General features: G+C 72.1%; 17 protein-coding genes and 1 tRNA gene. 6 read left to right on the plus strand and 12 right to left on the minus strand.

Going from position 1 to position 22,061, the window contains the following annotated elements; genetic code table 11:
- Positions 1-5 precede the first annotated feature (5 nt).
- The 8 genes from DSM112329_RS15180 to DSM112329_RS15215 all read right to left on the minus strand — a co-directional run bounded on the left by DSM112329_RS15180 (position 6) and on the right by DSM112329_RS15215 (position 8,733).
- Positions 6-830 carry a methyltransferase domain-containing protein gene (locus tag DSM112329_RS15180; protein WP_354697394.1) on the minus strand — a complete coding sequence of 275 codons (825 nt, stop codon included), beginning with the start codon at positions 828-830 and terminating at the stop codon, positions 6-8.
- A 108-nt stretch (positions 831-938) separates the two neighbouring features.
- On the minus strand, positions 939-1,508 hold the full coding sequence (locus DSM112329_RS15185; RefSeq protein WP_354697395.1) for a serine acetyltransferase: 570 nt from the start codon (positions 1,506-1,508) through the stop codon (positions 939-941).
- Positions 1,508-2,473 carry a glycosyltransferase family 2 protein gene (locus DSM112329_RS15190; RefSeq protein WP_354697396.1) on the minus strand — a complete coding sequence of 322 codons (966 nt, stop codon included), beginning with the start codon at positions 2,471-2,473 and terminating at the stop codon, positions 1,508-1,510. The genes DSM112329_RS15185 and DSM112329_RS15190 overlap by 1 nt, the downstream gene beginning before the upstream one ends.
- Before the next feature lie 60 nt (positions 2,474-2,533).
- A complete protein-coding gene (locus DSM112329_RS15195) occupies positions 2,534-3,280 on the minus strand; it encodes a class I SAM-dependent methyltransferase (protein WP_354697397.1) in 747 nt (248 codons plus the stop codon).
- The gene (locus DSM112329_RS15200) at positions 3,267-4,130 is read right to left on the minus strand and encodes a methyltransferase domain-containing protein (RefSeq protein ID WP_354697398.1); all 864 of its coding nucleotides are present in this window, start codon (positions 4,128-4,130) and stop codon (positions 3,267-3,269) included. Before DSM112329_RS15200 ends, DSM112329_RS15195 begins: the two co-directional genes overlap by 14 nt.
- The gene (locus DSM112329_RS15205; RefSeq protein WP_354697399.1) at positions 4,127-5,524 is read right to left on the minus strand and encodes an O-antigen ligase family protein; all 1,398 of its coding nucleotides are present in this window, start codon (positions 5,522-5,524) and stop codon (positions 4,127-4,129) included. Before DSM112329_RS15205 ends, DSM112329_RS15200 begins: the two co-directional genes overlap by 4 nt.
- Complete coding sequence (locus tag DSM112329_RS15210; RefSeq protein ID WP_354697400.1) at positions 5,524-7,056, minus strand: polysaccharide biosynthesis tyrosine autokinase; 1,533 nt, start codon at positions 7,054-7,056, stop codon at positions 5,524-5,526. The genes DSM112329_RS15205 and DSM112329_RS15210 overlap by 1 nt, the downstream gene beginning before the upstream one ends.
- A gap of 15 nt (positions 7,057-7,071) precedes the next feature.
- Positions 7,072-8,733, minus strand: a complete 1,662-nt coding sequence (locus DSM112329_RS15215; protein WP_354697401.1) for an O-antigen ligase family protein — start codon at positions 8,731-8,733, stop codon at positions 7,072-7,074.
- A 706-nt stretch (positions 8,734-9,439) separates the two neighbouring features.
- On the opposite strand from DSM112329_RS15215, the gene DSM112329_RS15220 reads away from it, so the two are divergent.
- From DSM112329_RS15220 to DSM112329_RS15235, 4 genes are all read left to right on the plus strand, one after another.
- Complete coding sequence (locus tag DSM112329_RS15220) at positions 9,440-10,540, plus strand: hypothetical protein (RefSeq protein WP_354697402.1); 1,101 nt, start codon at positions 9,440-9,442, stop codon at positions 10,538-10,540.
- Positions 10,541-10,632: 92 nt separating this feature from the next.
- On the plus strand, positions 10,633-12,141 hold the full coding sequence (locus DSM112329_RS15225; protein ID WP_354697403.1) for a sugar transferase: 1,509 nt from the start codon (positions 10,633-10,635) through the stop codon (positions 12,139-12,141).
- 18 nt (positions 12,142-12,159) lie between these two features.
- Positions 12,160-12,936: a hypothetical protein gene (locus DSM112329_RS15230; RefSeq protein ID WP_354697404.1), complete on the plus strand. Its 777-nt coding sequence runs from the start codon at positions 12,160-12,162 to the stop codon at positions 12,934-12,936.
- The gene (locus DSM112329_RS15235) at positions 12,936-14,486 is read left to right on the plus strand and encodes a hypothetical protein (protein WP_354697405.1); all 1,551 of its coding nucleotides are present in this window, start codon (positions 12,936-12,938) and stop codon (positions 14,484-14,486) included. The genes DSM112329_RS15230 and DSM112329_RS15235 overlap by 1 nt, the downstream gene beginning before the upstream one ends.
- 43 nt (positions 14,487-14,529) lie before the next feature.
- Here the strand turns inward: DSM112329_RS15235 and DSM112329_RS15240 are convergent, their stop codons facing one another.
- From DSM112329_RS15240 to DSM112329_RS15255, 4 genes are all read right to left on the minus strand, one after another.
- Positions 14,530-16,143 (minus strand): Calx-beta domain-containing protein, encoded by a 1,614-nt coding sequence (locus tag DSM112329_RS15240; protein ID WP_354697406.1) that lies wholly within the window; start codon positions 16,141-16,143, stop codon positions 14,530-14,532.
- 109 nt (positions 16,144-16,252) lie between these two features.
- Positions 16,253-16,324: transfer RNA gene (locus tag DSM112329_RS15245), tRNA-Asn, on the minus strand.
- A 94-nt stretch (positions 16,325-16,418) separates the two neighbouring features.
- Positions 16,419-18,647 (minus strand): DNA primase, encoded by a 2,229-nt coding sequence (gene dnaG / locus DSM112329_RS15250; RefSeq protein ID WP_354697407.1) that lies wholly within the window; start codon positions 18,645-18,647, stop codon positions 16,419-16,421.
- 29 nt (positions 18,648-18,676) lie between these two features.
- Positions 18,677-19,717, minus strand: a complete 1,041-nt coding sequence (locus tag DSM112329_RS15255) for a deoxyguanosinetriphosphate triphosphohydrolase (protein ID WP_354697408.1) — start codon at positions 19,715-19,717, stop codon at positions 18,677-18,679.
- 72 nt (positions 19,718-19,789) lie between these two features.
- On the opposite strand from DSM112329_RS15255, the gene DSM112329_RS15260 reads away from it, so the two are divergent.
- The gene (locus tag DSM112329_RS15260) at positions 19,790-20,707 is read left to right on the plus strand and encodes a zinc-binding dehydrogenase (protein ID WP_354697409.1); all 918 of its coding nucleotides are present in this window, start codon (positions 19,790-19,792) and stop codon (positions 20,705-20,707) included.
- A gap of 311 nt (positions 20,708-21,018) precedes the next feature.
- A complete protein-coding gene (locus DSM112329_RS15265) occupies positions 21,019-22,026 on the plus strand; it encodes an IS30 family transposase (RefSeq protein ID WP_354697410.1) in 1,008 nt (335 codons plus the stop codon).
- Positions 22,027-22,061 lie beyond the last annotated feature (35 nt).

Raw genomic sequence — 22,061 nt, forward strand, 5'->3', positions numbered from 1 at the left:
CGCGGTCAGGGCTTGACGGCGGCGATCAGCGCGTACCCGAGGGTGCCGTCGTCCCAGAACCCGCGCAGGACGTCACAGGAGTCGGCGAAGTCCCGGGTCGCCTGCTCCCCGATGAGGGCGACGACCTCGTCGTGGTGGCGGACCGCGTTCGCGGCCCATGCGTCGAAGGTCGGGCGCGTGAGCTCGGTGAGGTCGTGCTCCTCGTCGACCCGCAGGCCGCTCGCCTCCGCGAGGCGGCGATACTCGGAGACCTGCTCCATGCGGGCGTCCCCGTAGACGGCCCGCAGGAGCGTCAGCGGCTCCCGCAGCCGGCGGACCTCGGCCAGGTCGAGCGGTCGCTGCAGCACCAGGTCGCAGAGGACCATCCGGCCGCCGGGCTTCAGCACCCGCGCGTTCTCGGCGATGAGCCGGTCGCGCCGCCGCATCAGGTGGGAGGACTCGAGCACCCAGACGCGGTCGAACGCGGCGTCGGGAAGCCCGTTCGCCATGCCGTCGCGCTGCTCGAAGCGCGTGCGTTCGCTGACGCCGGCCGCCGCCGCGCGGGCGGTCGCGGCGGCGATGCCCTCGCTGCTCGTCGTGATGCCTGTGACGTGCACGCCGAACTCCTGCGCGAGCCGCACCGCGGGCGCGCCGGTGCCGCACCCGACGTCGAGGACGTTCTCCGCGCCGGCGATCTGGCCGCCGTCGATCATGCGCCGGGTGAGCTCGCCGGTCGCATCGGCCAGACCGGAGATCCCGTCGCTGAAGACGCCGTAGTGCAGCTCCTCGCCCAGCAGCAGGCCCCAGGCCGCCGTCACGCGGTCGTAGTGGTCGGCGGGTGCGTGGCTCATCGCGGCACCGTCAGGCGGTGGCGCACGGATCCGGGGACGTCGGCTGAGATCGGCATGTTCGGCGCAAAGAGATACCAGGTTCGCCTGCCGCGCCGACGGGGATCGTTCCTAGACGTCCCACTTGACCTGGCGGGCGACGATCCGGGTCCGCGGCGCGGCGGCCATGCCGCCGTCGGGCACGTCCTCGGTCACGACGGTGTTCGCGCCGATGACCGCACCGTGGCCGATGCGGATCGGACCGGCCAGCATGGCCCCGGGTAGGACGACCACGTCGTCTCCGAGCTGCGGCTCACCGGCGTGACGGCGGTCGGACCCCATGGTCACGTTCTGCGACAGCGTCACGTTGCGTCCGATAGCGACATCACCGCCGACACCGATGCCGAACGGGTGCGGCAGGCACAGCCCCGGGCCGATCTTCGCGCCGTACACGACTTCGCTGGAGTGCAGGGCGACAAGCACCGAGCGCCAGAACCAGTGCATCCACCGAGGCGACGCACACGTCAGCCGGACGAGTACGCACGCCCGCAGGGACGTGTTGGTGAGGAGCCGGATAGGCGCGCGCAGCAGCGCCGATCGGCGCTCGTCGCCGCGCCAGGCGACGTGGTGCTCGTAGTCGGACCAGATGAGCTGGAGCAGACCGAGGGTCTCGGGTTCCGGGGCGTCGGGGTGATTTGTCATCAGAGCAGGAGGGTGCGGTAGCGGACATTGCCGCTCATGAGCGCGACGAAACCGACGGCGTCGGCGACGACACGCGCGCCAGTCACGCGCGGTCCGAGACGGGCGGCATCACGTGCGACGAGCGCACCGTACGGCGCGGCGACCGTCAGAGGTCGGCCATCGCGGGTGAGCGCTGCGACCAGGATCCCGGCGACCGCGAGATCGACCAGCGGGCTACGGCGGTTGACGAACAGGCCGCGCCAGACGAACGAGGCACGGCGCAGTTCGGGGATCGCCAGCAGGAAACCCGGTGCGTGGCGACGGCGCGCGTGCTCGCTGATGTACTCGGCGGCGCCACGTCGTAGGACGGCGTGATGCACCATCGCGTCCGGCGCGAATGCGGGCCTCGCCCCGGCGCGGCGCAGCCGCCATCCGAGCCAGGTGTCCTCGCCGACCGGCGCGCGCTTTCCCTGTGCGTCGACCGCGAGGCGGCCGTTGTCGTGCAGCGGCGGGACCTGGAAGCCGCCGACCTGCTGGAAGAACGCCCGCTTCACGAACAGCGAGGCGGTCGTATAGGTGCCGTCGTCCTCCGAGATGCTCACCCAGCGGTCGTATGGGCGGGGCTCGGGACCCGGGTCGGGCGCGACGGCACCTTGGACCAGGTCCGCGCTGTCGAGGGCGTTGAGGCCTTCCGCCAGCCATGACGGCGTCGGGCGGCAGTCCGCGTCGGTGAACGCGAGCAGCTCCGCCGCGGCCTGCGCGACCCCGGCGTTCCGGGCCTCGCCGGCGCCGGACGGAGCCGGCCGACGCACGAGCGTCACCCCGGGGCGCGTCGCGACCGCCGCAGTGTCGTCGACCGACCCGTCGTCGACAACGATGACCTCGAACCGCGAGCGGTCGAGGGTCTGCTGGTCGAGGGCGTCGAGCGTAGCTGCGAGGGTCGCGCCGGCGTCCCGGGCGGGGATCACGACGGACACGTCGAACATGGGCGCGACCCTAACGCCTGAACCGCACGGGTGTGCCTTTCGCTCGCGCCCGGCGAGCGCTCACGCGAACCGATAGGCGGTCGTCGCGATGGTGCCCTCAGGGTGCTGGACGACGCATAAGGCGCGGGCTTCGCTCGGACGCAGGCTGAACGGCGGCGCCTCGAGGACGACCCCGGAGCGGACGGCCGTGCGGATCGCGGGGCCGGGGCTGATGTCGCGGTTGGGCACGAAATCAGGGTCGCCCGGGACGTGCTCGGTGATGACGGCCCAGTCGTACTGCGCGAGCTTCGGGAGGATCGTGCCGATCTGCGCGTTGCTCAGGTGCTGCAACACCTGCCGGATGAACACGACGTCGCCGGCGGGCAGCGGCTCCTCGATCATGTCGAGGACGCGGAAGTCGACGCTGAGGTCGGCGAAGCGCTCGCGGTTGCGCTCGATGACGATGGGCGCGACGTCGCAGGCGACGTACGCGCCGCACGTGTCCCGCACCCGCGCACCGACGTTGAAGTCGCCGCAGCCGAGGTCCACAACGTCAGGCGGGTCCCCGAGGGTGGCGACGAACTCGCGCACGGCGCTCACGTACGGGTCGACGATCGCGGCCTCGCGGCTGCCGCGGCCCGAGGTGATCTCCCCGCCGGCGTCGTCGTCCCAGAGGCCCTCGGCGTAGATGGACTGGAAGACCTCGGACGTGGACATCGTCGTGAAGCGGCGTCCGGCACGATCGGCGCGGACACGGTCGCGGGCCGCCATTGCCCGTTCGGGAACGAGCGTGCGCAGCAGGTCCTTCGCGCGTTCAGCGGGTCGCATCGATGAGATAGTACGGGGCGAGGTTCGCCCGGCCGGCGGTGTAGGCCCACTCCTCGTAGGCGAGGTATGGCGCGCGCAGGAGCGGGGACCACTGCAGGTACCAGCCGCCGGTGAACAGCGGCAGCACCTCGGCGTCCGACCACGCGGCGTCGGCGATGTCGGCGAGCGCGTCGTACCAGCAGTGGTCGTAGTGCGCGCGGAACACCGAGTCCGGCTCCCGTCCCCACAGGCGCTGCATCAGCGGGCGGGCGAGCCGGTGCGGCACCGCCCGGTTGAGCACGGCGTGGAGCGAGCGCCCCCCGGAGAGGTAGCCGAGGAACCGGCCGCCCGGACGCTGGTAGCGGCTGAGGTTGTGCAGCGCCGCCGGCACCGGCTTCACGTGCTCCATCGTGAGCCAGCTGAGGACGAGGTCGAAGCGATCGACGAGCTCGTCGTGCAGCACGGTTACGTCGCCTACGACGGTCTCGTCGTAGCTGCCGGGCGGGGCCTTGGCCAGCTCGTCGCCGTCCACGTCGAAGCCGACGTAGGTGACGCCCTCCGGGCGGTCGGCCGGAGGGACCATCGGCCGGGCGCCCGCGCCCAGGTCCAGGATCGAGATGCCGGGCCGCAGGGCCGACTCCAGCCGCGGCCGGAACGGCATGGCCCAGGTGTCCGTGGCGTAGCGCGCCGGCAGCCTGCCGCGGGGGGACTCGGCTGCCGCCTTCCACATGCGGGCGGCAAGCGACGGTCGCCGCGGGCGGTCGGTCCAGACCTCGATGCCGAGCTCGGTGGCGAGCGCGTGCAGCTCCGCGTCCGTCCTGCCGGCGGGACCCTGCGGCGGCGCCGCGGGCGCGGGTCGAGGCGCGCTCACGAGGGCGCCACGACCACGTCGCGCGGCCCGCTGTCGAGGTTGACGCGGAGTCCCACGGCGCAGCCGACGAGCACGAAGAACGCGGCCGCGAGCGGGGCGGCTCCGAGCGCGTAGTCGAGGATGCCGTTCACGAAGAAGGCGACGAACGACGCGGCGAGCGCGAAGGCGAACCCGCGCTCGAGTCCCGACCCGAGCCGGATCACGGCCAGCAATGCCCTGGCGACCGCTGCGTACATGAACAGGAACGCGGCAAGCCCGACGACGCCGGTCTCCGCGGTCATGGTGAGCAGCAGGTTGTGGGCGTGGTTGGGGATGCCCTCACGGGTCTCGAGGTCGTACTGCGGCGCATAGTGGGTGAACTCGAGGGCTCCGATGCCGAAGAACGGATGGTCCTCGATGATCGCGGGCGTCTTGCGCCAGAGATCGAGACGCGGGTTGGACGACGCGTTCTGGGTGGTGCCGCTGAGGCGGTCCACGACGTTGGACCCGATCGGCGTGGCGGGGTTGCTGCCGACGATCGTCAGCGTGATGAGGAGCGGCACGGCGATGAGCAGCGTACGCCGGAAGGGGTCCCAGAACGCGAGCACCAAAAACGCCGCGGCAAGCCCGATGAAGGCGCCGCGGGAGACCGACAGCGCCATCCCGGCGAGCGCCAGCGCCGCGCACCCGGCCCCGAGGATGCGGAGCTCCAGCGTCGGCGCTCGGAGCGCCAGCACGATCTGGATGGGGACCGTCAGGCCGAGAAGCATCCCGAGGGCGTTCGGCGAGCCCAGGCCGCCCGTCGCGCGGTTGACGTCGGTGCCCAGGAACACGGCGCCCACGAGTGGCTGGGGGTCGACGACGGCGATCGCCCCGGCGAGGCCGCCGGCGACCGCGACCGCGATGAGGATCAGCTCGACCCCCTTCGCGTTGGCGGAGTGCGCGATGGCGCCGGCGACGATCAGCAGGGCGCCCCAGGTGGCGAGCTGGCGGCCGACCACCGCCGGCTCCGGCGCGAACGCCATTCCGAGCAGGATCACCGCCATCAGCACGAGGAAGCCTCCGAGGGCCGGGTGCCGTGGAAGCGCGACGGGCGGACTCGAGGCCCAGCCGATGAGCCAGCCGAGCGCCGCGAGCCCGAGCAGCGCCTGCGAGGGGCCGACGAGGCCGGGGAAGTACCCCTCGAGCGGGATGGCCAGCACGCCGAGGCAGACGACCGCCAGGGGGCGCAGGACGGCGACGCAGAACAGCAGCGCGCCGCCGACGAGGGCAACGGGGACGAGCGGGTTCTCCGGAGCCGCGGCGACCGATCCCGCTGCGACGGCCGCCGCGAGCAGGCTCAGCGCGAAGACAGCGACCGTCGGCAGGCCGCGTGCCGGACGCGGTGAACCCCCGGCACGCAGCGTCAGCCCCATCAGCTGCTGGCGCCCGCCGGGGTGCTCGAGTAGCCGTACGAGCCGGTGTAGTAGACGCCCTGGCTCTTGTCCGCCGCAGTGATGACCAGGCCGACGGACTTGGTGTCGGCGCGGTCGAGCGTCGCCTTCGCCGCCTCCCCGTCGTCGCGCGTCGTCTGGCCGAGCCGCAGGCAGAGCACGACGCAGTCCGCGCGGGGCAGCAGCGCCAGCGTGTCGCTCACCGGGAGCAACGGCGCGCTGTCCAGGATGATGCGGTCGTAGACCTCGCTCACCTGAGCCAGGAAGTTCTCGAAGCGCTCGGACTCGAGCAGCTCGGCGTGGTTCTCCGTGTGCGCGCCCGCCGGAATGCAGACGAGTGACGTGGCGGCCTTCCCGGACAGGCCCTCGAGCTCGAGCGAGTGCACGATCTCCGACGGCTCGGCGTCGCCCCGGAGGAAGTCCGCCAGGCCGGGGCTCGCCGGGATCCCCAGCCGCTCGGCCACCGACGGGCGCCGCAGGTCGCAGTCCACGAGCAACGTCCGGCGACCGGTCATTGCCTCGGCCCAGGCCAGGCCGATCGCAACAGTGGACTTGCCCTCGGCGGGCAGCGGGCTGGAGACGAGGACGGTCTTCGACTCCCGGCCGCTGCTGACGAGGGCGAGGTTGGTCCGCAGGATCCTGAACGGCTCGACGTCCTCGTCACGGCGGTTGCCGCGACGCTTGCGCGGCGCCCACGGGGTGTGACCGAGCGCGGCCGTGTGCAACTGGCCCAGGACCGGGTCGTCGAACGCGCTCTCGACATCGCTCGGGTCACGCAGGCGCCGGTCGAAGGCCTGACGCAGGGACGCGAGCGCGACGCCGAGCATCAGCCCGAGGAGCCCGGCGAGCACGGCGTTGCGCACAGGCTTCGGCGACGTCGGTGCCGACGGCTCGACCGCGCGGCGGACGACGTCGACCGGCCGGGCGAACGAGGCCAGCGTCAGCAGCCGCGCCGCCTGGTCCTCGAAGACCGCGCGGCGGGCTGCGTTCTTCTCGCCCTTGAGGCGGCGCGCGCGAGCCTGCGTGTCCCGGGCGATGGCTCGGTACCGCTGCTGCGCCTCTCGCCGGGCGGCGGTCCGCGTCACGGACGCGAACGTGTTGGCGAGGTCTGCGGCGAGCTTCTCGTCCGACGCCTCGGCATCGATGGCGACGAGGTTGCTGGCGACCTCGACGGTCGTCGACACGGACGACTGCACCTTCTCGGGCGACTGCTTGAGCTCGAGCAGCTCGATGACCCTGGCAACGGCCGCCGGACTCGTGATGCGCTCGGCGGCGGCGGCGATCTCCTTCTCGGGCTGGAAGCTCGGCGTCGACGGGATGCCGATGGCCTGGAGCTCGGCCTCGTCGCTCGCGTAGCCGATCTGCGCGGACGCTTCGTACTTCGGCTCCTGCGAAGCGGAGATGGCCACGGAGGCACCGACCGCCAGCACCACGGTCAGTCCGACCAGCAACGCGTTGCGGCGGAGCAGGGCGAAGACGGAGGTGAGCGAGATCAATGATTGTGCGTCGTGCATCAGTGCAGTCCGTCCTCAGGAACCGGTGTGCCGGCGGCGGGCGACCATACCAGCGGTGGAAGCGGCCGGCTGCCGCTGTCCTCGCGCGAGCATCGCCGCCCCGCAGGCCAGCGCCGGGAGGGTAACCGAGCCCAGTTGCCAGTCCCAATCGAGCGCCGAATGGACGAGCCACACCGTCAGCACACCGCCGGCCGCGGCGGCCTGCGATCGGGTCAGCCCGCCGGTCGCGCGCCGCAGCCCGCGCATCCCTCCCACGAGCGGCGCCAGCATCGCGCCGAGCAGGAGGAGCCCGACCAGACCCAGCTCGGACGCCGTCTCGAGCTCGAGCGAGTGCGCGTTCCTGAAGCTCTCCGGGACGGTGCGTTCGCGATACCAGCGCACCTCGTAGCCGGCCGCGCCGTCACCCGCCAGAGGGTTCGCCTGGAAGCCGTTGATCGCCACCTCGTAGGCCTCCGAGCGACTGGACCTCGCGCTCGCGAGGCGCTCCGTCCCGACGGGCGGCGGCTTCGAGGTGTCCATGAAGGCGTCGTACTGCCGGTCGACGAAGCCGCGCACGCCGAACGTGCCGTTCGCCGCCTGACCCTCGAGCGTGTCCGCCGAGGTCGCGTACACGCCGACGAGCAGGACGACGACCAGCCCCGCGCACACTGCGTAGCCGGTCGCCGCGCGCGACCGCGGCGAGTAGTGGCTGACGTGCCGGTGCGTGCGGTTCAGGGCGCTCACCCGCGTGAGCGCGAGCTGCACGAGCGCGGCCCCGAGCGCGATGGCGAGCAGCGCCACGAGCACGGGCCGTCCCGCGTCCTCCTGCGCCGCCAGCGTCCCGGGCTCGTCGACCAGGATCCGGTCTGCCGAGAGGACCAGGACGCCTGCGGTCACCGTGGCCAGCATGAGGACGCCGGAGACGGCGAGCCGCACCCGCCGCGGAGACAGCACGAGGACGACGACGAGCGCGGCGGCGAGGGCGAGTCCCGCCCCGCGGGAGATGGTCAGGTAGAGGACGCAGCCGGCGATGGTGCCGCCTGCCGCGCCGGCGGCGCGCACCGCGGGGTGCTCGCGAGCGTCGGCGGCCAGGCCGAGGCAGCCCATGACCGCCATCGCCGCGACGGCGCCGAGGCCGTTCCAGTACCCGACGGGGAAGGCGAGGCGACCCTGGGAGACCTGCAGCAGCTGCGGGTCCACGTCGAACAGCGACGGGCGCAGCCGGCTCAGGAGCGCGACGACACAGACCCCGACCAGCAGCAGCACGACCAGCTGGACCAGGAGCGCCGCCCGTCGGCCGTTGCCCACGCCGAGCAGCGCAAGCAGGAGGAATGCGGCGTAGCCGAGGTCGCGCCGTGCTGCGAGGGTCGCGCCCTCGGGATCGGGTGACCAGGACGCCGAGAGCGCGGTCCAGAGCGTGAGGCCGACCGCCGCGCCGACGCACACGAGCGCCCCGCGCGTGGGGCGCCATGACGGGCCGACGACCAGCAGGCCGACACCGCAGGCGACCAGGGTCAGCGTCGTGACCGCGGCGACGTCGTCGGCGAAGTACCCCCCGTCGCGGTAGGTGCTCCACAGCGCGAGCACGACCGTGGCGACGCACAGGACCGGGGCCGCCCAGAGGGCCGTCCTCGCCGGCCCCGGGACCGGCGCGGTCGTCGACGCCTGCGGCGGCAGGGTCTCGGCGTCGGCCGTCATGCGCGGCAGCGTAACCGACCTCGGACCGCGTCCGGCGTAGCTGCCGCGCGTCGCGTCATCGGGCGCGTGCTTCCTCGCCTGTGAACGGTTCGACGAGGAGGCCACGCAGCGGGTCACGGCGTTCTCGAAAGGAACCGGACGGCGGAGGATGACGGCAGGCTGCCTCTGCGCCCCGCAAGCTTGGTCTAGGCTCGCGGTCGCTGTGTCCCCACTCCCCAAGATTCGCGTCGCAGCCGCCGTCGTCTGTTTGCTCGTCGCAGGGTGGAGCGCCTACGGCTGGCGGGGCGAACACCGGCTCGAGCGTGCTCGTGCGGCTGCAGCCTCGGGCGACGCTCGTGCGATTGCGAACATAGCCGACACGGTCCGCGGTCCCGGTCTTGCAGTCCGTCGCGAGCGCGTCCGTGTGCTTGCCGCGGTCCAGGCCGGCAACCTCGGAGACGCCGACCGCGCGCTCCGCTCCGCGATCGCCAAAGCCCCTAGAAACTGGGCTCTTCGGCGCGACAGAGCGGTCCTGCTGCAGCGCCTCGGCGACGTCCGCGGCGCCGAACGGGAGATGCAGAGCGCGCTGCAGATGAATCCGCTGCTCGTCCTGCCCCCGGGTTTTGGTCGAGTTGGCTAGCGATGCGACCGGGTCGAGACTAGGCAAACTCCGCTAGTCCGGTTAGTGTCCTTATAAGGGACTAATTCAGGGGGCTTCATGCGCAGGATGTTGTTGCTGGCCGCGGTTTTGACTGCGGGATCGACGGGGGCAGGTGTCGCTCTGGCACAGACGGCGGCCACGGACCAGTACGGGACGGACACTCCACCCGGGACGCCGACCACCACGACGAGTACGACGTCGACGACGCCCACCCCGGCTCCGGTCGGCGGCAGCGGCACAACGAGCACGACGCCGACGACGACCACGGGCGGCGGCACGACGACGACGCCGGCGACCGGGACGGGATCGTCCGAGACGCCGACCACGACCACCGGAACGACCACGCCGGCCACAGCTGGCGGCGGCACCACCGGGGGCGGCACGACGGGTGGCGGCACCACCGGCGGCAACGGCGGCAACGGCGGCAACGGCGGCACCGGCGCCACGGGCTCCGCGAACGGGACGGCGGCCGCTCAGGCGCCGACGGTCCACATCATCGACTTCGGCCGTGCGTCCGCGGTCCTGCGCAGCAACATCCAGGCAGCCATCGCGCTGACCGGCCTGCAGCGCGAGGCTGTCACCAAGGCCAACGCCGCCGCCTTCAAGCGGTTCCTGAGCTCGCCGTTGATGCGGTCGCTGTCGTCCGCCGGCGTCGGTGCCGCGGGTCGGGCGTTCGGAGCGCAGCTCGCGAGTGGGTCGCCCATCGCGCGGCAGGTGTACCGCCGGCTGTTCGGTGCCGCCGCACCGTTCGCCCCGGTCACCCACGCGGTCCTGACGCGACGGGTGAACCTGTCCTCGAAGGAAGCGCAATTCCTCAACGGCGTCGCACGCGGACTGAAGAGCTCCGGCATCCCGCTTGCCTACGTCGAGCGCACCGACGCGAAGAAGTCGTTCGCCAAGGGCTTCCGGAACCTGAAGGTCCTGACCGTCACCGACGTGGACAAGGCCCTCGGGCAGCGCCGCCTCGCGCGGATCATGCTGGGGCAGGTGACGTCGCAGAAGGCCGTCAACGCGCTCAAGACCACACGGGCCTCGCAGTCCCTGGGCAGCCCGGACGGCTCTGCGTCCGGTGAGTCGTGGGCACTCGTCGTCCTGCTGGTTGCAGCAGGCGGGTTCGTCGCGACCGGGGCCGTCCGACACCGGTCCAGGACGTCCGCACGCTCCTGAGCTGACGGGCATCACAGGCAGCACCCAGGACGGCCCTCGCTGGCAGGCGGATGGCCGTCATGAATCCTGACTTGAGAGAGGGGTGGTGAACCATGGCAAGCATCGAAGAGATCGGTCTGCACGCGCTCGTCCCGACCGTCCCCGGTGGGCAGCGGGTCGGGGACCTCGACGACCTGGGGTCGACGAGCAGCGGCGGTTTTACGCCCACGCTGCTCATGCCGGGCAATCAGCGGGTGTCCTCGCGTGACCGCTGGACGCGTACGGCGCTGGTCGGGGCCGACCTCGTCGGTCTCGTTGTTGCGGCGACCTTCGCCGTAGCCGTCACCGGGCCCGCCGGCGAAGCCTTCGTCCTGATCGCTGCCACCGGGCTGGCCCTCGTCCTTGTCCAACTCTTCGGCCTTTACGCCCGTGACGCCGTCGTCCTCCGCGCGGGCATGCTCGATGAGCTGCCGCGCCTCCTGCAGGCCCTCACGTTCGCCGCCGGCCTCGTCGTCGTCGTCGGTCCCGAAGTCGCGACGGTGTCGACCGGACTGGTGACCGCCTGGTGGGGAGCCGGGTGCGCGACCATCCCCGTCAGCCGCAAGGTCGCACGCACGGTCGTCCGCCGGCATACCTCCAATGACCGCGTCCTGATCATCGGCTCCGGCCGGATCGCCGACCTCATCGCGTCCAAGGCGGACAAGCACCGCGAGCTCGGCCTCGAGATCGTCGGCTGCATCGACGCGGTCGGCAACGGTCCCCGTCTGCTGTCCACCCTGCCGCAACTCGGCTCGCTCAACGACATCGATCACGTGATCGAGACCGAGCGGATCGACAGCGTGGTCATCGCGTTCTCGGCGGTGCCGCATGACGACCTACTGGACGCCATCCGCCGCTGCAAGCGCCGTCGCGTGAAGATCAGCGTCGTCCCGCGACTGTTCGAGGTCATCGGCAGCCGCGTCGAGCTTCACGACATCGAAGGCCTGACGCTGCTCGGGCTACGGGGCCCTGACCGCTCGCGCGGCGCCTTGACCGCGAAGCGCATCATGGACGTCGGCGGCGCGACGGCCGCGCTCATATTGCTTGCTCCGCTCATGGCGGCAATCGCGGTGGCTGTGCGCCTGACGTCACACGGGCCCGTGGTGTTCCGCCAGGAGCGCATCGGTCGCGGTCAGCGCCCCTTCTCGATGTACAAGTTCCGCACGATGGTCCAGGACGCCGACCTGCGGAAGGCCGAGATCCAGCACCTGAACGAGTGCGCCGGCGGGAAGATGTTCAAGATCGCCCACGACCCGCGGGTCACGCGCGTCGGCCGGTTCCTGCGGGCGACGAGCCTCGACGAGCTGCCCCAGTTCGTCAACGTCCTGCTCGGCGAGATGAGCATCGTCGGGCCCCGGCCGCTGATTCGCGAGGAGAACGACGCCGTGCTCGGGTGGCACCGGACGCGACTCGACCTGACCCCGGGACTCACCGGCCCCTGGCAGGTCATGGGCCGCCAGCACGTCCCGTTCGATGAGATGGTCAAGCTCGACTACCTCTACGTGGCTGAGTGGTCGCTGTGGAATGACATCAAGCTCATGCTGCGAACCGTGCCTGTGATGGTGCGGCGCACCGGTGCCTGAGGCGCGTAGGGTTACCACGTGAGCTCGAACGTCGAGGACGACACCACCCGTTCGCCGTGGCTCCCGGCCGAGCTCGGCAGCGTCATCGCGCCTGCCCCGCCGGAGCCCGTTCCGGCGCCAGTGGAGGGCGACGCCGCGCGCTGGCTGCCTGCTTCGGCAGCCTCGTCAGCCACGTCGTCGGCCGACGAGGGCCCGGCCTCGTGGTTTCCCGCAGACACCACCCCCACCGCCGTCCGGACGACCGTCCCCGCCCCCGCTCGGCGGACCCGGCCGGTCGCCGGCGTCGCTGCAGCCACGGTGGTCGCCGTCGCGGCCGGCGTCGGGATCGCCGTCATGACGGCGTCGGGCTCCGACGAGGCCCCGGTCCGGCCCCCGTCGGTCACCGCCGCCACCGCGTCCATCACGCCGGGCGACGCCCGCGAAGGCCTGGCCGAGATCGCGCGGTTCGGGTCCGGTGCCACGAAGCCCGCGCGCGTCGCCGCCAAGAAGACCAAGCGCACCGCGAGCAAGAAGGCGAAGAAGAAGACGCCCGCCAAGGCGTCGACCGCGAAGGCCGCCGCGCCGCGGACGCCGGTCGTCGCGACGCCGGCCACGGTGGTCACGCCGGCCGCACCGGTGCGCCGGACCCCCGTCGTCACGCCCCAGCGGACCCAGCAGCCGACGAGGACCACCGCCCCCGCGACGACCACCGCAGCGGCCGCGCCCGTCGCCCCCGCCAAGGCGGCCCCGGCCGGCCCCAAGGGCGCGGCTCCCGACAGCAACGACCCTGGCCGCCTCGGCACCGTCTCACCCTGATGCGCCGCGGTGTCGTACTTGCCGTGGTCGCCGCCGGCGGCGTCGTCGTCGCGCCGGCCACCGCGGTGTCGATCAAGGACCGGACCGTCCTCGTCAGCAAGAGCGCGGGGACCTCGCCGGTGGGCAGCGTCAACCAGGCCGTGCTCTCAGGCCGTGGCGACGTCGCTGCCTACGTCCAGCCCGTCGCAGACCCGCGCCTGCCCGACGGGCTGCGGACCGACGTGATCGCCACCGACCTGCGGGGCGCGGGCCGGCTCGTGGTCTCGCGCGCGCCTGACGGCAGCGCGGCCAACGGGCCGTCGAGCCGGCCGGCGATATCGGCCTCGGGCACGCGCGTGGCGTTCGTGTCGTCGGCGACCAACCTCGTCTCGAACGACACGAACGACGCTGCAGATGTCTTCGCCCGCGATCGCGCCGGCCTGCTGGTCCGGGTGTCCATCGCCTCTGACGGCACCCAGGCCAACGGCCCGTCGGGGCAGCCGGACATCTCCGGCGACGGGCGGTTCGTCGTCTTCAGCTCCGCTGCCACGAACCTCGTCGCCGACGACACCAACGGGCGCATCGACGTGTTCGTTCGCGACCTCCGGGAGCGCAAGACGACCCGCGTGAGCGTCACGCGCGAGGGAGCGAACTCGAACGCCGACTCGGTGGCTCCGGCCATCAGCGCGAACGGCGGCACCGTCGTCTTCACCTCGCTGGCCGACAATCTCGTGCCGGGCGACGACAACGGGTTGACTGACGTCTTCGCTCGACCGCTGACGGGGCGCGTCGAGCGGGTTTCCGTCTCGACGTCGGGCCGCCAGCAGGACAAGGCCGTGTCACTACCGTTCACGTCGGCAGCCGATGTGAGTGGCGACGGTCGCTTCGTCGTCTTCGACACCGACGCCACGACCCTCTACCAACAGGACCGCAACCAGCGGACCGACGTCTACATCCGTGACCGCAAGGCGCGCACAACGACCCTTGTCAGCGCGAGCTCTCTCAACGTCCAAGGGAACAACGACTCGGTCACGCCGCGCATCACGCCGGACGGACGTTTCGTGACGTTCCAGTCTTTCGCGTCGAACCTGTACCCCGCGGACGCCCCAGGAGCCGATCTGTTCGTACGCGACCGCCTGACGGGGACGACATCGACGATCAGCGCCACCAACACGGGCGCACGCAGGCAGCCCGAGCCGGGCGGGTTGACCACGCTCCAGACCGCTCCTATCCGTGATGACGGGACCGCGGCGCTCTTCATCTCCGCGGCCGCCAACCTGACGAATGCCTCCTCGACCCTCGGTACCCAGTTGTACGCCCGGAAGTTGGCTGCCCCAAGGCTGTCGCTCGCCGTGCCGGTCGCGCGGAAGGACGGGCTGGTCGGCGTCTCGATGCGGACCGACGACAAGGCGGCGACGCGCTTCCTGTGCCGCATCGATCGGGCGCCGGCGTACTACTGCGGCCCGATCGTGCTGGTACCACGAAGGGCCGGTCGTCGCCTCACGGTGCGCGCCGGCGGTCCCGGCCTCCGGTGGTCCGCGGGCCTCGTCGTGGTCCTCGCGACCCGCTGACGCGATCTGGCGGCTGCGCGTCCCAACGGCGCGCGGCCGTCGCCTACCGCTTGAGCGTGCCGGTGTTCTTGGCGGTGGAGACCCCGAACGTCGTGCTCGTGGAGACGCCGTAGGCGATCACCTTGTAGGTCTTGGCCTCCTTCAGCCACCGCTTCGCGGCGGCCGACAGCGTGTACGAGAGCGTCACCGTCTGCCCCGCGGCGAGATCGAAGCGCTTGGACCCGATCTTCCGCTCCGTGCGGAGGGCCTTCACCTTCGACTTCAGGATCGGGACCGTGAACACGGTGACGTTGCCCTTGCAGCGTCCCGCCCCTTCCGGGCAGCGGACGTCGTAGCGCAGCGCCGACGTAGCCCTCTTGAAGTTCAGCTTGCCGAGCTTGATGGGCGCCTTGCCCTCGGAGGAGTCAACGGGGGGCAGCGAGCCGGTCTTCCCTGGCTCGGAGATCACGCCGGTGCCCGGCGGGGTGGCGGTACTCCCGGGCGGTGTCGCGTCGTCGTTGCGGATCACGACGGGCGCGGTGCCGCCGTTCGTCGCGATCGCAGCCCCGGCCGGCTCGCTGAGGGTGACCCCGAAGATCTCGTCGGGCTCGGCGGTGGCGTCGCCGGTCACGGTGACCGCGACCAGGCCGCCAGGTTCGCCGGCGGCGATCGTCAGGGTGCCGCTCGCGGCGGTGTAGTCCGACCCCGCGGTCGCGGTGCCGTCGACCGTCGCGTACTTCACGGAAACCGCCTTTGCGCTGGGGGTCGACAGGCCGACGACCAGGTTGACGGCGGTCTGCGCCCCCGCGGCCCCTTCGTCGACGCGCGCCCCACCGATCGTGATCGTGGCGGTGTCGTCGTCGGTGATCGTGCCGGTCGCGACCTCGGTCCCCGCGGCGGCGAGCGAGGCGTTCGCCGGAGCGCTGAGCCTGAGCGTCAGCGTCTCGTCGTCCTCGTCGATCGCGTCGGCGGTGACCGGCACCGTGACGGTCCCGGTCGTGGTGCCGGCCGGGATGGTCAACGTGCCGGTGGTGGCGGTGTAGTCGGTGCCGGCGATCGCGGTGCCGTCGGACGTGGCGTAGGCGACGGTCACCGCGCGCCCGGACGCGGCCGAGAGCGTGACGGGGAACACGAGCCCGGTCCCTGCCGTGCCGGTGCCCTCTCCAGCAGCAGTCGGTGCAGCCGTCGTCACGGTCGGCGTCGGGTCCTCGTCCGTGATCGTGACAGTCGTCGTGCTGACGGCCGTCGTCGGCGCGGCCGCCGTTGCGAAGGAGACGGTGAAGGTCTCGTCGGCCTCATCGAGGGTGTCGCCCTTGATCGTGACCGGGATCTGCGTCTTCGGGCTGCTGGGCAGCAGGCCGCCACAGTCGATCGTGACGGTGGAGGACGAAGCGGGCAGGACGACGTCGGCGGGGGACGCCGTGCCGGGCGTGAGGGTCACGTCGTACGTGACGTCGCCCTCCAGCGGGCCGCAGGTCCCGTTCACCGCGAGGTTTAGCGTCTGGTCCGCATTGGTCTCGGCCGCCGTCGCGGTGGCCGCGGCGAACACGCCGGACGCCGCCTGGGCAGGTGCCGTCCCCACAACACCACCGAGCGCCATGGCCAGCGCCAGCAGCACCACTCGATATCCCCGGCCCCCGCCGCTTCGGGCCATCCCGGCCCGGGTCTGACTCTGCATCGCACGACGCTACCGCGCGCCGCCATCGCGTGCCACACGAGATCGTGCCGGCGGACGCTGTCGGGTCCGGAACGACGAACGCCGCCCGGTGGGCGGCGTTCTGTACAAGCTCCGGGGGTGGGATTCGAACCCACAACCGCTCGATTAACAGTCGAGAGCTCTGCCGTTGAGCTACCCCGGATCGGCTGTGCTGGAAGTGTACGGCAGCGCGCGCTGTCCGGCTTCCACCTCGGCGTGGCAGTTCGCGCAGAGGCCGACTTCGCACACCGGACGGATCAGCGGTCCGTGTCGCTCGCGTCCATGTGCCGCCCGATCGCCTCGCGCAGGGCGATCTGCAGCTGCTGACGCTCCCGCGCGAGCGCCGGGACCTCGCCCTTCGGCGCCCGCCGCATCTGCCGGTCGACCGCCGCGAGCTTCAGCTTCAGGACCTCGGCCTCGAGCGTCGCGGCGTCGGTCGCCTGCTCGGTGGCGCGGATGACGAGGCCGGCCATCAGCGAGGCGAGCACGGGATCGCTCTCGTCGACGGTCGCCATCGGCGGGCCGTCGTGGGTGAGCAGGTGCGCGGCGGCGCGCTGGTGGACACCGGGGATGAAGGCGTCCGGCCCCCCGAGCTCGATCAGCGCCGGGCGCCCGATCGCCGGCTGGGCGATGACCTGGATCAGCAGCGCGCGCTCCATGCGGGCGTGCGGGCCGTCGGGCATCGGGTCGCGGACCGGGCCGTCCGCCGGCTCCGGCGTGGGCACGGCCGCCGCCGGGGACTGCGCAGGCGCACCCGCGCGCGCGGGCTGAGCCTGCGACGTCGCGGCGGACGGCGGCGTGGCCGGCGTCGGCACCTGCACGTCCGGTGCCGCACCGGGGTCGAGCTCGTCCGGGTGCGGCTCGAGCGCATCCATCCCCTCCCAGCCCTCCCCGGCCAGCACGGTCGTCACGCCGCCGGTCCCCCGGTCCGCCGCGGCCGTCGGCCCCGCTCCCGGCGTCCCCGTCGGCCGCGGCGCCTGGACCGGCTGGGCCGGCCGGTTTGCCTGGGGCGGCCGGTTCGGCTGAGTCGCCTGCCCGCGCACGTCCCGCGGGTCGGCGCCGGCTACCCGCGGCTGAGCCGCCTGCAGCTGCTGCCGGGGCCCAGCCGGACGCTGCGGCGCGCCACCCGCCGGCCGTGAGGACAGCGACGAGGACGATGCCGGCGCGCGCGGAGCCACCACCGGCCGCGTGGCGAGCTCGCGCTCGATCACGCTTGCGGGCATGTCGGTCCGGTCGGCGACCACGCGGACGAGCTCCTCGCGCAGCGCCCCGGCCGGGACCTCGTCCAGCACGGGCTTCAGCGCGCCGAACGCCTCGTCGCGCCCCTCCGAGCTCATGAGGTTCGCCGTCTCCAGCGTCCGGTGCACACGGAAGGAGACGAACGGGACGCTCTCGTCGACCAGCCGCCGCATCGCATCGGCGCCTTCCGCCTGCACCAGGTCCGCCGGGTCCATGCCCGCCGGCAGCTTCACGACGCGCAGCTGGACCTTGCGACCGGCGGCGACCTGGGCCGCCCGCAGCATCGCCTCCTGCCCGGCGCTATCGGCGTCCAGCGCCAGAACCACCACGGACGCCAGCCGCGCGAGCTCCGTCACCTGGTCGGTCGTCAGCGACGTCCCCATCAGGCCTACCGTGTTCCGCAGACCGGCCTGGTGCAGCGCTATGACGTCGGTGTAGCCCTCGGCCAGGATCACCTGGCCGGCCTTCGTCGCGTGCGCCCGCGCGATGTCCGACGCGTACACGTTCTTGCCCTTGTGGAACAGCGGCCCGTCGTTCGAGTTCAGGTACTTCGGGCCCTTGTCGTCCTCGGCCAGCCGCCGGGCGCCGAAGCCCATCACGCGGCCTCGGCGGTCGCAGAGCGGGAACGTGATCCGCGCCCGGAAGCGGTCGTAGGGCGCGCCGCCCTTCTGCGACCGGATGACGAGCCCGACGTCGAGCAGGTCCTGCTCGGTGTAGCCCGCCCGCCGCGACGGGATCAGCACGGCGTCCCACTTGCGCGGGGCATAGCCGACGCGGAACTCCCGTAGCAGCGCCTCGTCCATCCCCCGCTCCGTCAGGTAGGCGCGCGCGTGCGACGCCTCCTTGGACTCCCACAGGTGGCGGACGTAGAAGTCGGCCGTCCGGCTCAGCAGCTCACCCAAACGGGCCTGCCGGGCGCGGGCCTGCGCGGCGCGGGGGTCCTCGTCCTCGACCTCGAGCTCCACCCCGAAGCGCTCGGCGAGGTGCTCGAGCGACCCGACGAAGTCCAGGCCCTCCTTCTTCTGCACGAAGGTCAGCGCGTCGCCGCCCTCGCCGCAGCCGAAGCACTTGAAGAACTTCTCGTCGACGTTGACGTTGAACGACGGCGTGCGCTCGTCGTGGAATGGGCACAGGCCCTTGTAGTTCACCGGCCCGGATTTGCGCAGGTCGGTGTACTGGCCGACCAGCGCGAGCATGTCGACGCTGTCCTTGACCCGCTCCTTGCTGGTGTCCGTGTACCGGGCCATCGACCGTTCAGCGTACCGGCGCCCGCCCGCTACCCCACGAAGCCGTCGGGGACCGCGAGCTCCTCGTAGGTGCGGATGCAGTACCGGTCGGTCATGCCGGCGATGTAGTCGGTGATCCGCTGGGCCCGGTCGGCCCCAGGGGCACCGCCGCCGTCGGGCGGCCCGTCCGGCAGCGACGCGTAGTGCTCGAAGAGCGTGCGGATGACGTTGCCGATCTTCTCCTGCTCCCGCAGCGACCGGGCACCCAGGTAGACGTTGTCGAACATGAACGTGCGCAGCGCCGACATCGCCTCGCCGGCCTCGCTGCCCTGCACGATGTCGCCGGCGGCGGCCGAGCACTCCACCAGGTCGTGCACCAGCCGGTCGATCCGCATGGAGCCGGTCGTCCCCAGGACCTCCAGCGGGCCGGACGGCAGGTCGCGGGCGTCCAGGACACCCGCGCGGATCGCGTCGTCGATGTCGTGGTTGATGTAGGCGACCCGGTCGACGATGCGCACGATCTTGCCTTCCAGCGTGCGCGGCTGCGGTGAGCGGCCGGAGTGGCACAGGATGCCGTCCCGGACGTCGGCGGTCAGGTTGAGCCCGAGGCCGTCGCCCTCCAGCACGTCGACGACCCGCAACGAGTGCTCGAAGTGCTTGAAGCTGCGGCCGAACCGCGCCTGGAGCGCCTCGTCGAGGTGGTCCTCGCCGATGTGCCCGAACGGCGCGTGGCCCAGGTCGTGGCCCAGCCCGATCGCTTCGGTCAGGTCCTCGTTCAGGTCGAGGGCCCGGGCGACCGTCCGCGAGATCTGGGTGACCTCGATCGTGTGCGTGAGCCGCGTGCGGTAGTGGTCGCCCTCGGGCGCGACGAACACCTGGGTCTTGTGCTTCAGGCGGCGGAAGGCCTTGCAGTGGACGATGCGGTCGCGGTCGCGCTGCAGCGGGCTGCGCAGGCCGCAGTCCACCTCGGGGACAGCGCGCACGCCGGGCCAGGACCGGGCGGCGAGCGGCGAGAGGTGCCCTGCCTCCCAGGCCTGGCGGCGCGCGGCGAAGGCGGAGGCGACCGGGCCGGGCTGGGCGTGCGGATCCATTGCCTCCATGATCCCAGCCCGGGCGATGTGTCTCGGTCCGGTGCCGCGGCGACAGGCCGCTACGGTGACCCGATGCGCGCCCTGACCGTCACCGCCGAGCCCCCGCACATCACCCTGGCGGACATCCCGGACCCCGTCCCGCTGCCGTCGCAGGCGCTCGTCCGGACGACGGCGTTCTCGCTCAACCGCGGGGAGATCAAGCGCCTGCCGACGATGACGGCCGGGGCGCAGAACGGGTGGGACGTCGCGGGCGTGGTCGAGCAGGCCGCGGCGGACGGGAGCGGCCCGCCGGCCGGCACCCGCGTCGTCGGTCTCGTCATGGGCACCGCTTGGGCGGAGCTCGTCGCCGTCCCCACCGCCATCCTGGCGCCGATCCCCGACGGCGTGACCGACACCCAGGCGGCCGCGCTGCCGGTCGCCGGGCTGACGGCGCTGCACGTGCTGAAAGTCGCCGGCCTCGTCCTGGGCCGCCGCGTCCTGGTGACCGGTGCCACGGGCGGCGTCGGCCGCATCGCGATCCAGCTCGCGCGGGAGTCCGGCGCGCACGTGACCGCGCTCGTCCGGGACACGGCCGTCGCCGACGACCTGACCCGGCTCGGCGCCGGCGCCGTCGTGACGAGCATCGACCGCGAGTACGACGTGGTGGCCGACGCGATCGGCGGCCCCGTCCTGGGCAGCGCGATCGAGCACGTCGCCCCCTACGGCGTGGTGGTCTCGTTCGCCAACACGGTCGCCGAACCCGTCAGCTACAGCACGCGCGAGCTCTTCGGGCGCGCGCCGGGGGCGCGGGTCTACGGGCTGATGGTCTTTAACGAGCTGGCCCGTGAGCAGTCCGGCACGCGGGACCTGGCCACGCTGCTGGAGCTGGTCGCGGCCGGCCGGCTGGACCCGCAGGTCAGCCACGAGGCGTCCTGGAAGGACGCGGGCACTGCGCTGACGGCGCTCATGGACCGGACGATCACCGGCAAGGCGGTCCTGCACGTCGACTGACGGTGCCCGATGTGCCACTACCCGCCACCCGCGCACGTGACGGCGCATCGGACAGCCCGCGGCGCTCGATGTGCCACCAGGCGCCGATGTGGCGGTGGGTTCCAGTGGTTGTTGCACGGATGTTGGTTTCCGTCGCGTGATCGTTGGGGGTTGGGATGAGGAAGGGTCGAGGTCGTAATGAGAGGTTGGGTCCCGCGGAGAGGTTGCAGGTGAGGGAGATCGTGGGTGGGGGCAGGTCGATGCGTGAGGCGGCGAGAGTCGCGGGGTGCTCGCGGATGACGGTTCAGCGGATCCTGCGGGAGAGTGGGGGGATGAAGCCCAGGAGCCGGGCGGTGTCGCCGTTGCGGTTGTCGGTTGTGGAGCGGGAGGAGATCTCGTTGAAGCTGGTGGCGGGGCTTTCGTTGGCGCAGATCGCGAGGGATCTGGGGCGGGCGGGTTCGACGATCAGTCGGGAGGTCGCACGGAACGGGGGCCGGGAGGGGTATCGCGTGACGGGGGCGGAGTGGGCGACGTTTCGGCGCTCCAGGAGGCCGAAGGTCCGCAAGCTGCTGTCCAATCCGGCGTTGCTTTTGGAGGTCCGCGAGGGCTTTGCGCAGTGCTGGTCGCCGCAGCAGATCTCGCGGGCGCTCAGACTGAAGTACCCGAACGATCTGAGCATGCGCGTGTCGACCGAGACGATCTACCAGTCGTTGTTTGTGCAGGGCAAAGGCAGCTTGCGGAAGGAGCTTGCGGTGTCGCTTCGTAGCGGCCGCGTGCATCGTCGCGCGCAGGGCCGCAAGGACGGTCGCGGCCAGATCCAGGGGATGGTGTCGATTTCAGAGCGCCCGGCGGAGGTCGAGGACCGGGCGGTTCCGGGTCATTGGGAGGGCGATTTGATCGTCGGCGCGTACGGCCGCTCGGCGATCGTCACCTTGGTCGAGCGGCATACCCGGTACGTGATGCTTGCCCGGATCGGAAAGGACCGCTCAAGCCTTGCGGTCTGTGAGGCGATTACCGGCCAGATCAAGCAGCTGCCCGCGCATCTGGCCAAGACGTTGACCTGGGATCAGGGCAAGGAGATGGCCCGGCACGCCGAGTTCACGATCGCGACCGGGATCGACGTGTACTTCTGCGACCCGCACAGTCCCTGGCAGCGCGGGACCAACGAGAACACCAACGGGCTGCTGCGGCAGTACTTCCCCAAGGGCACCGACCTCGCCGTTCACGACCAGGCCGAGCTCGACCGCGTCGCCCATCAGCTCAACGGCCGGCCCCGCATGACCTTGGAATGGCGCAACCCAGGTGAGACACTCAACGCACTCCTTGCGATGACCGCCTGAAACCGTCGGCGCCTAGTGGCACATCGACGGCGCCC

This window comes from Paraconexibacter sp. AEG42_29, from assembly GCF_040581415.1.
Classification (GTDB): Bacteria; Actinomycetota; Thermoleophilia; order Solirubrobacterales; family Solirubrobacteraceae; genus Paraconexibacter.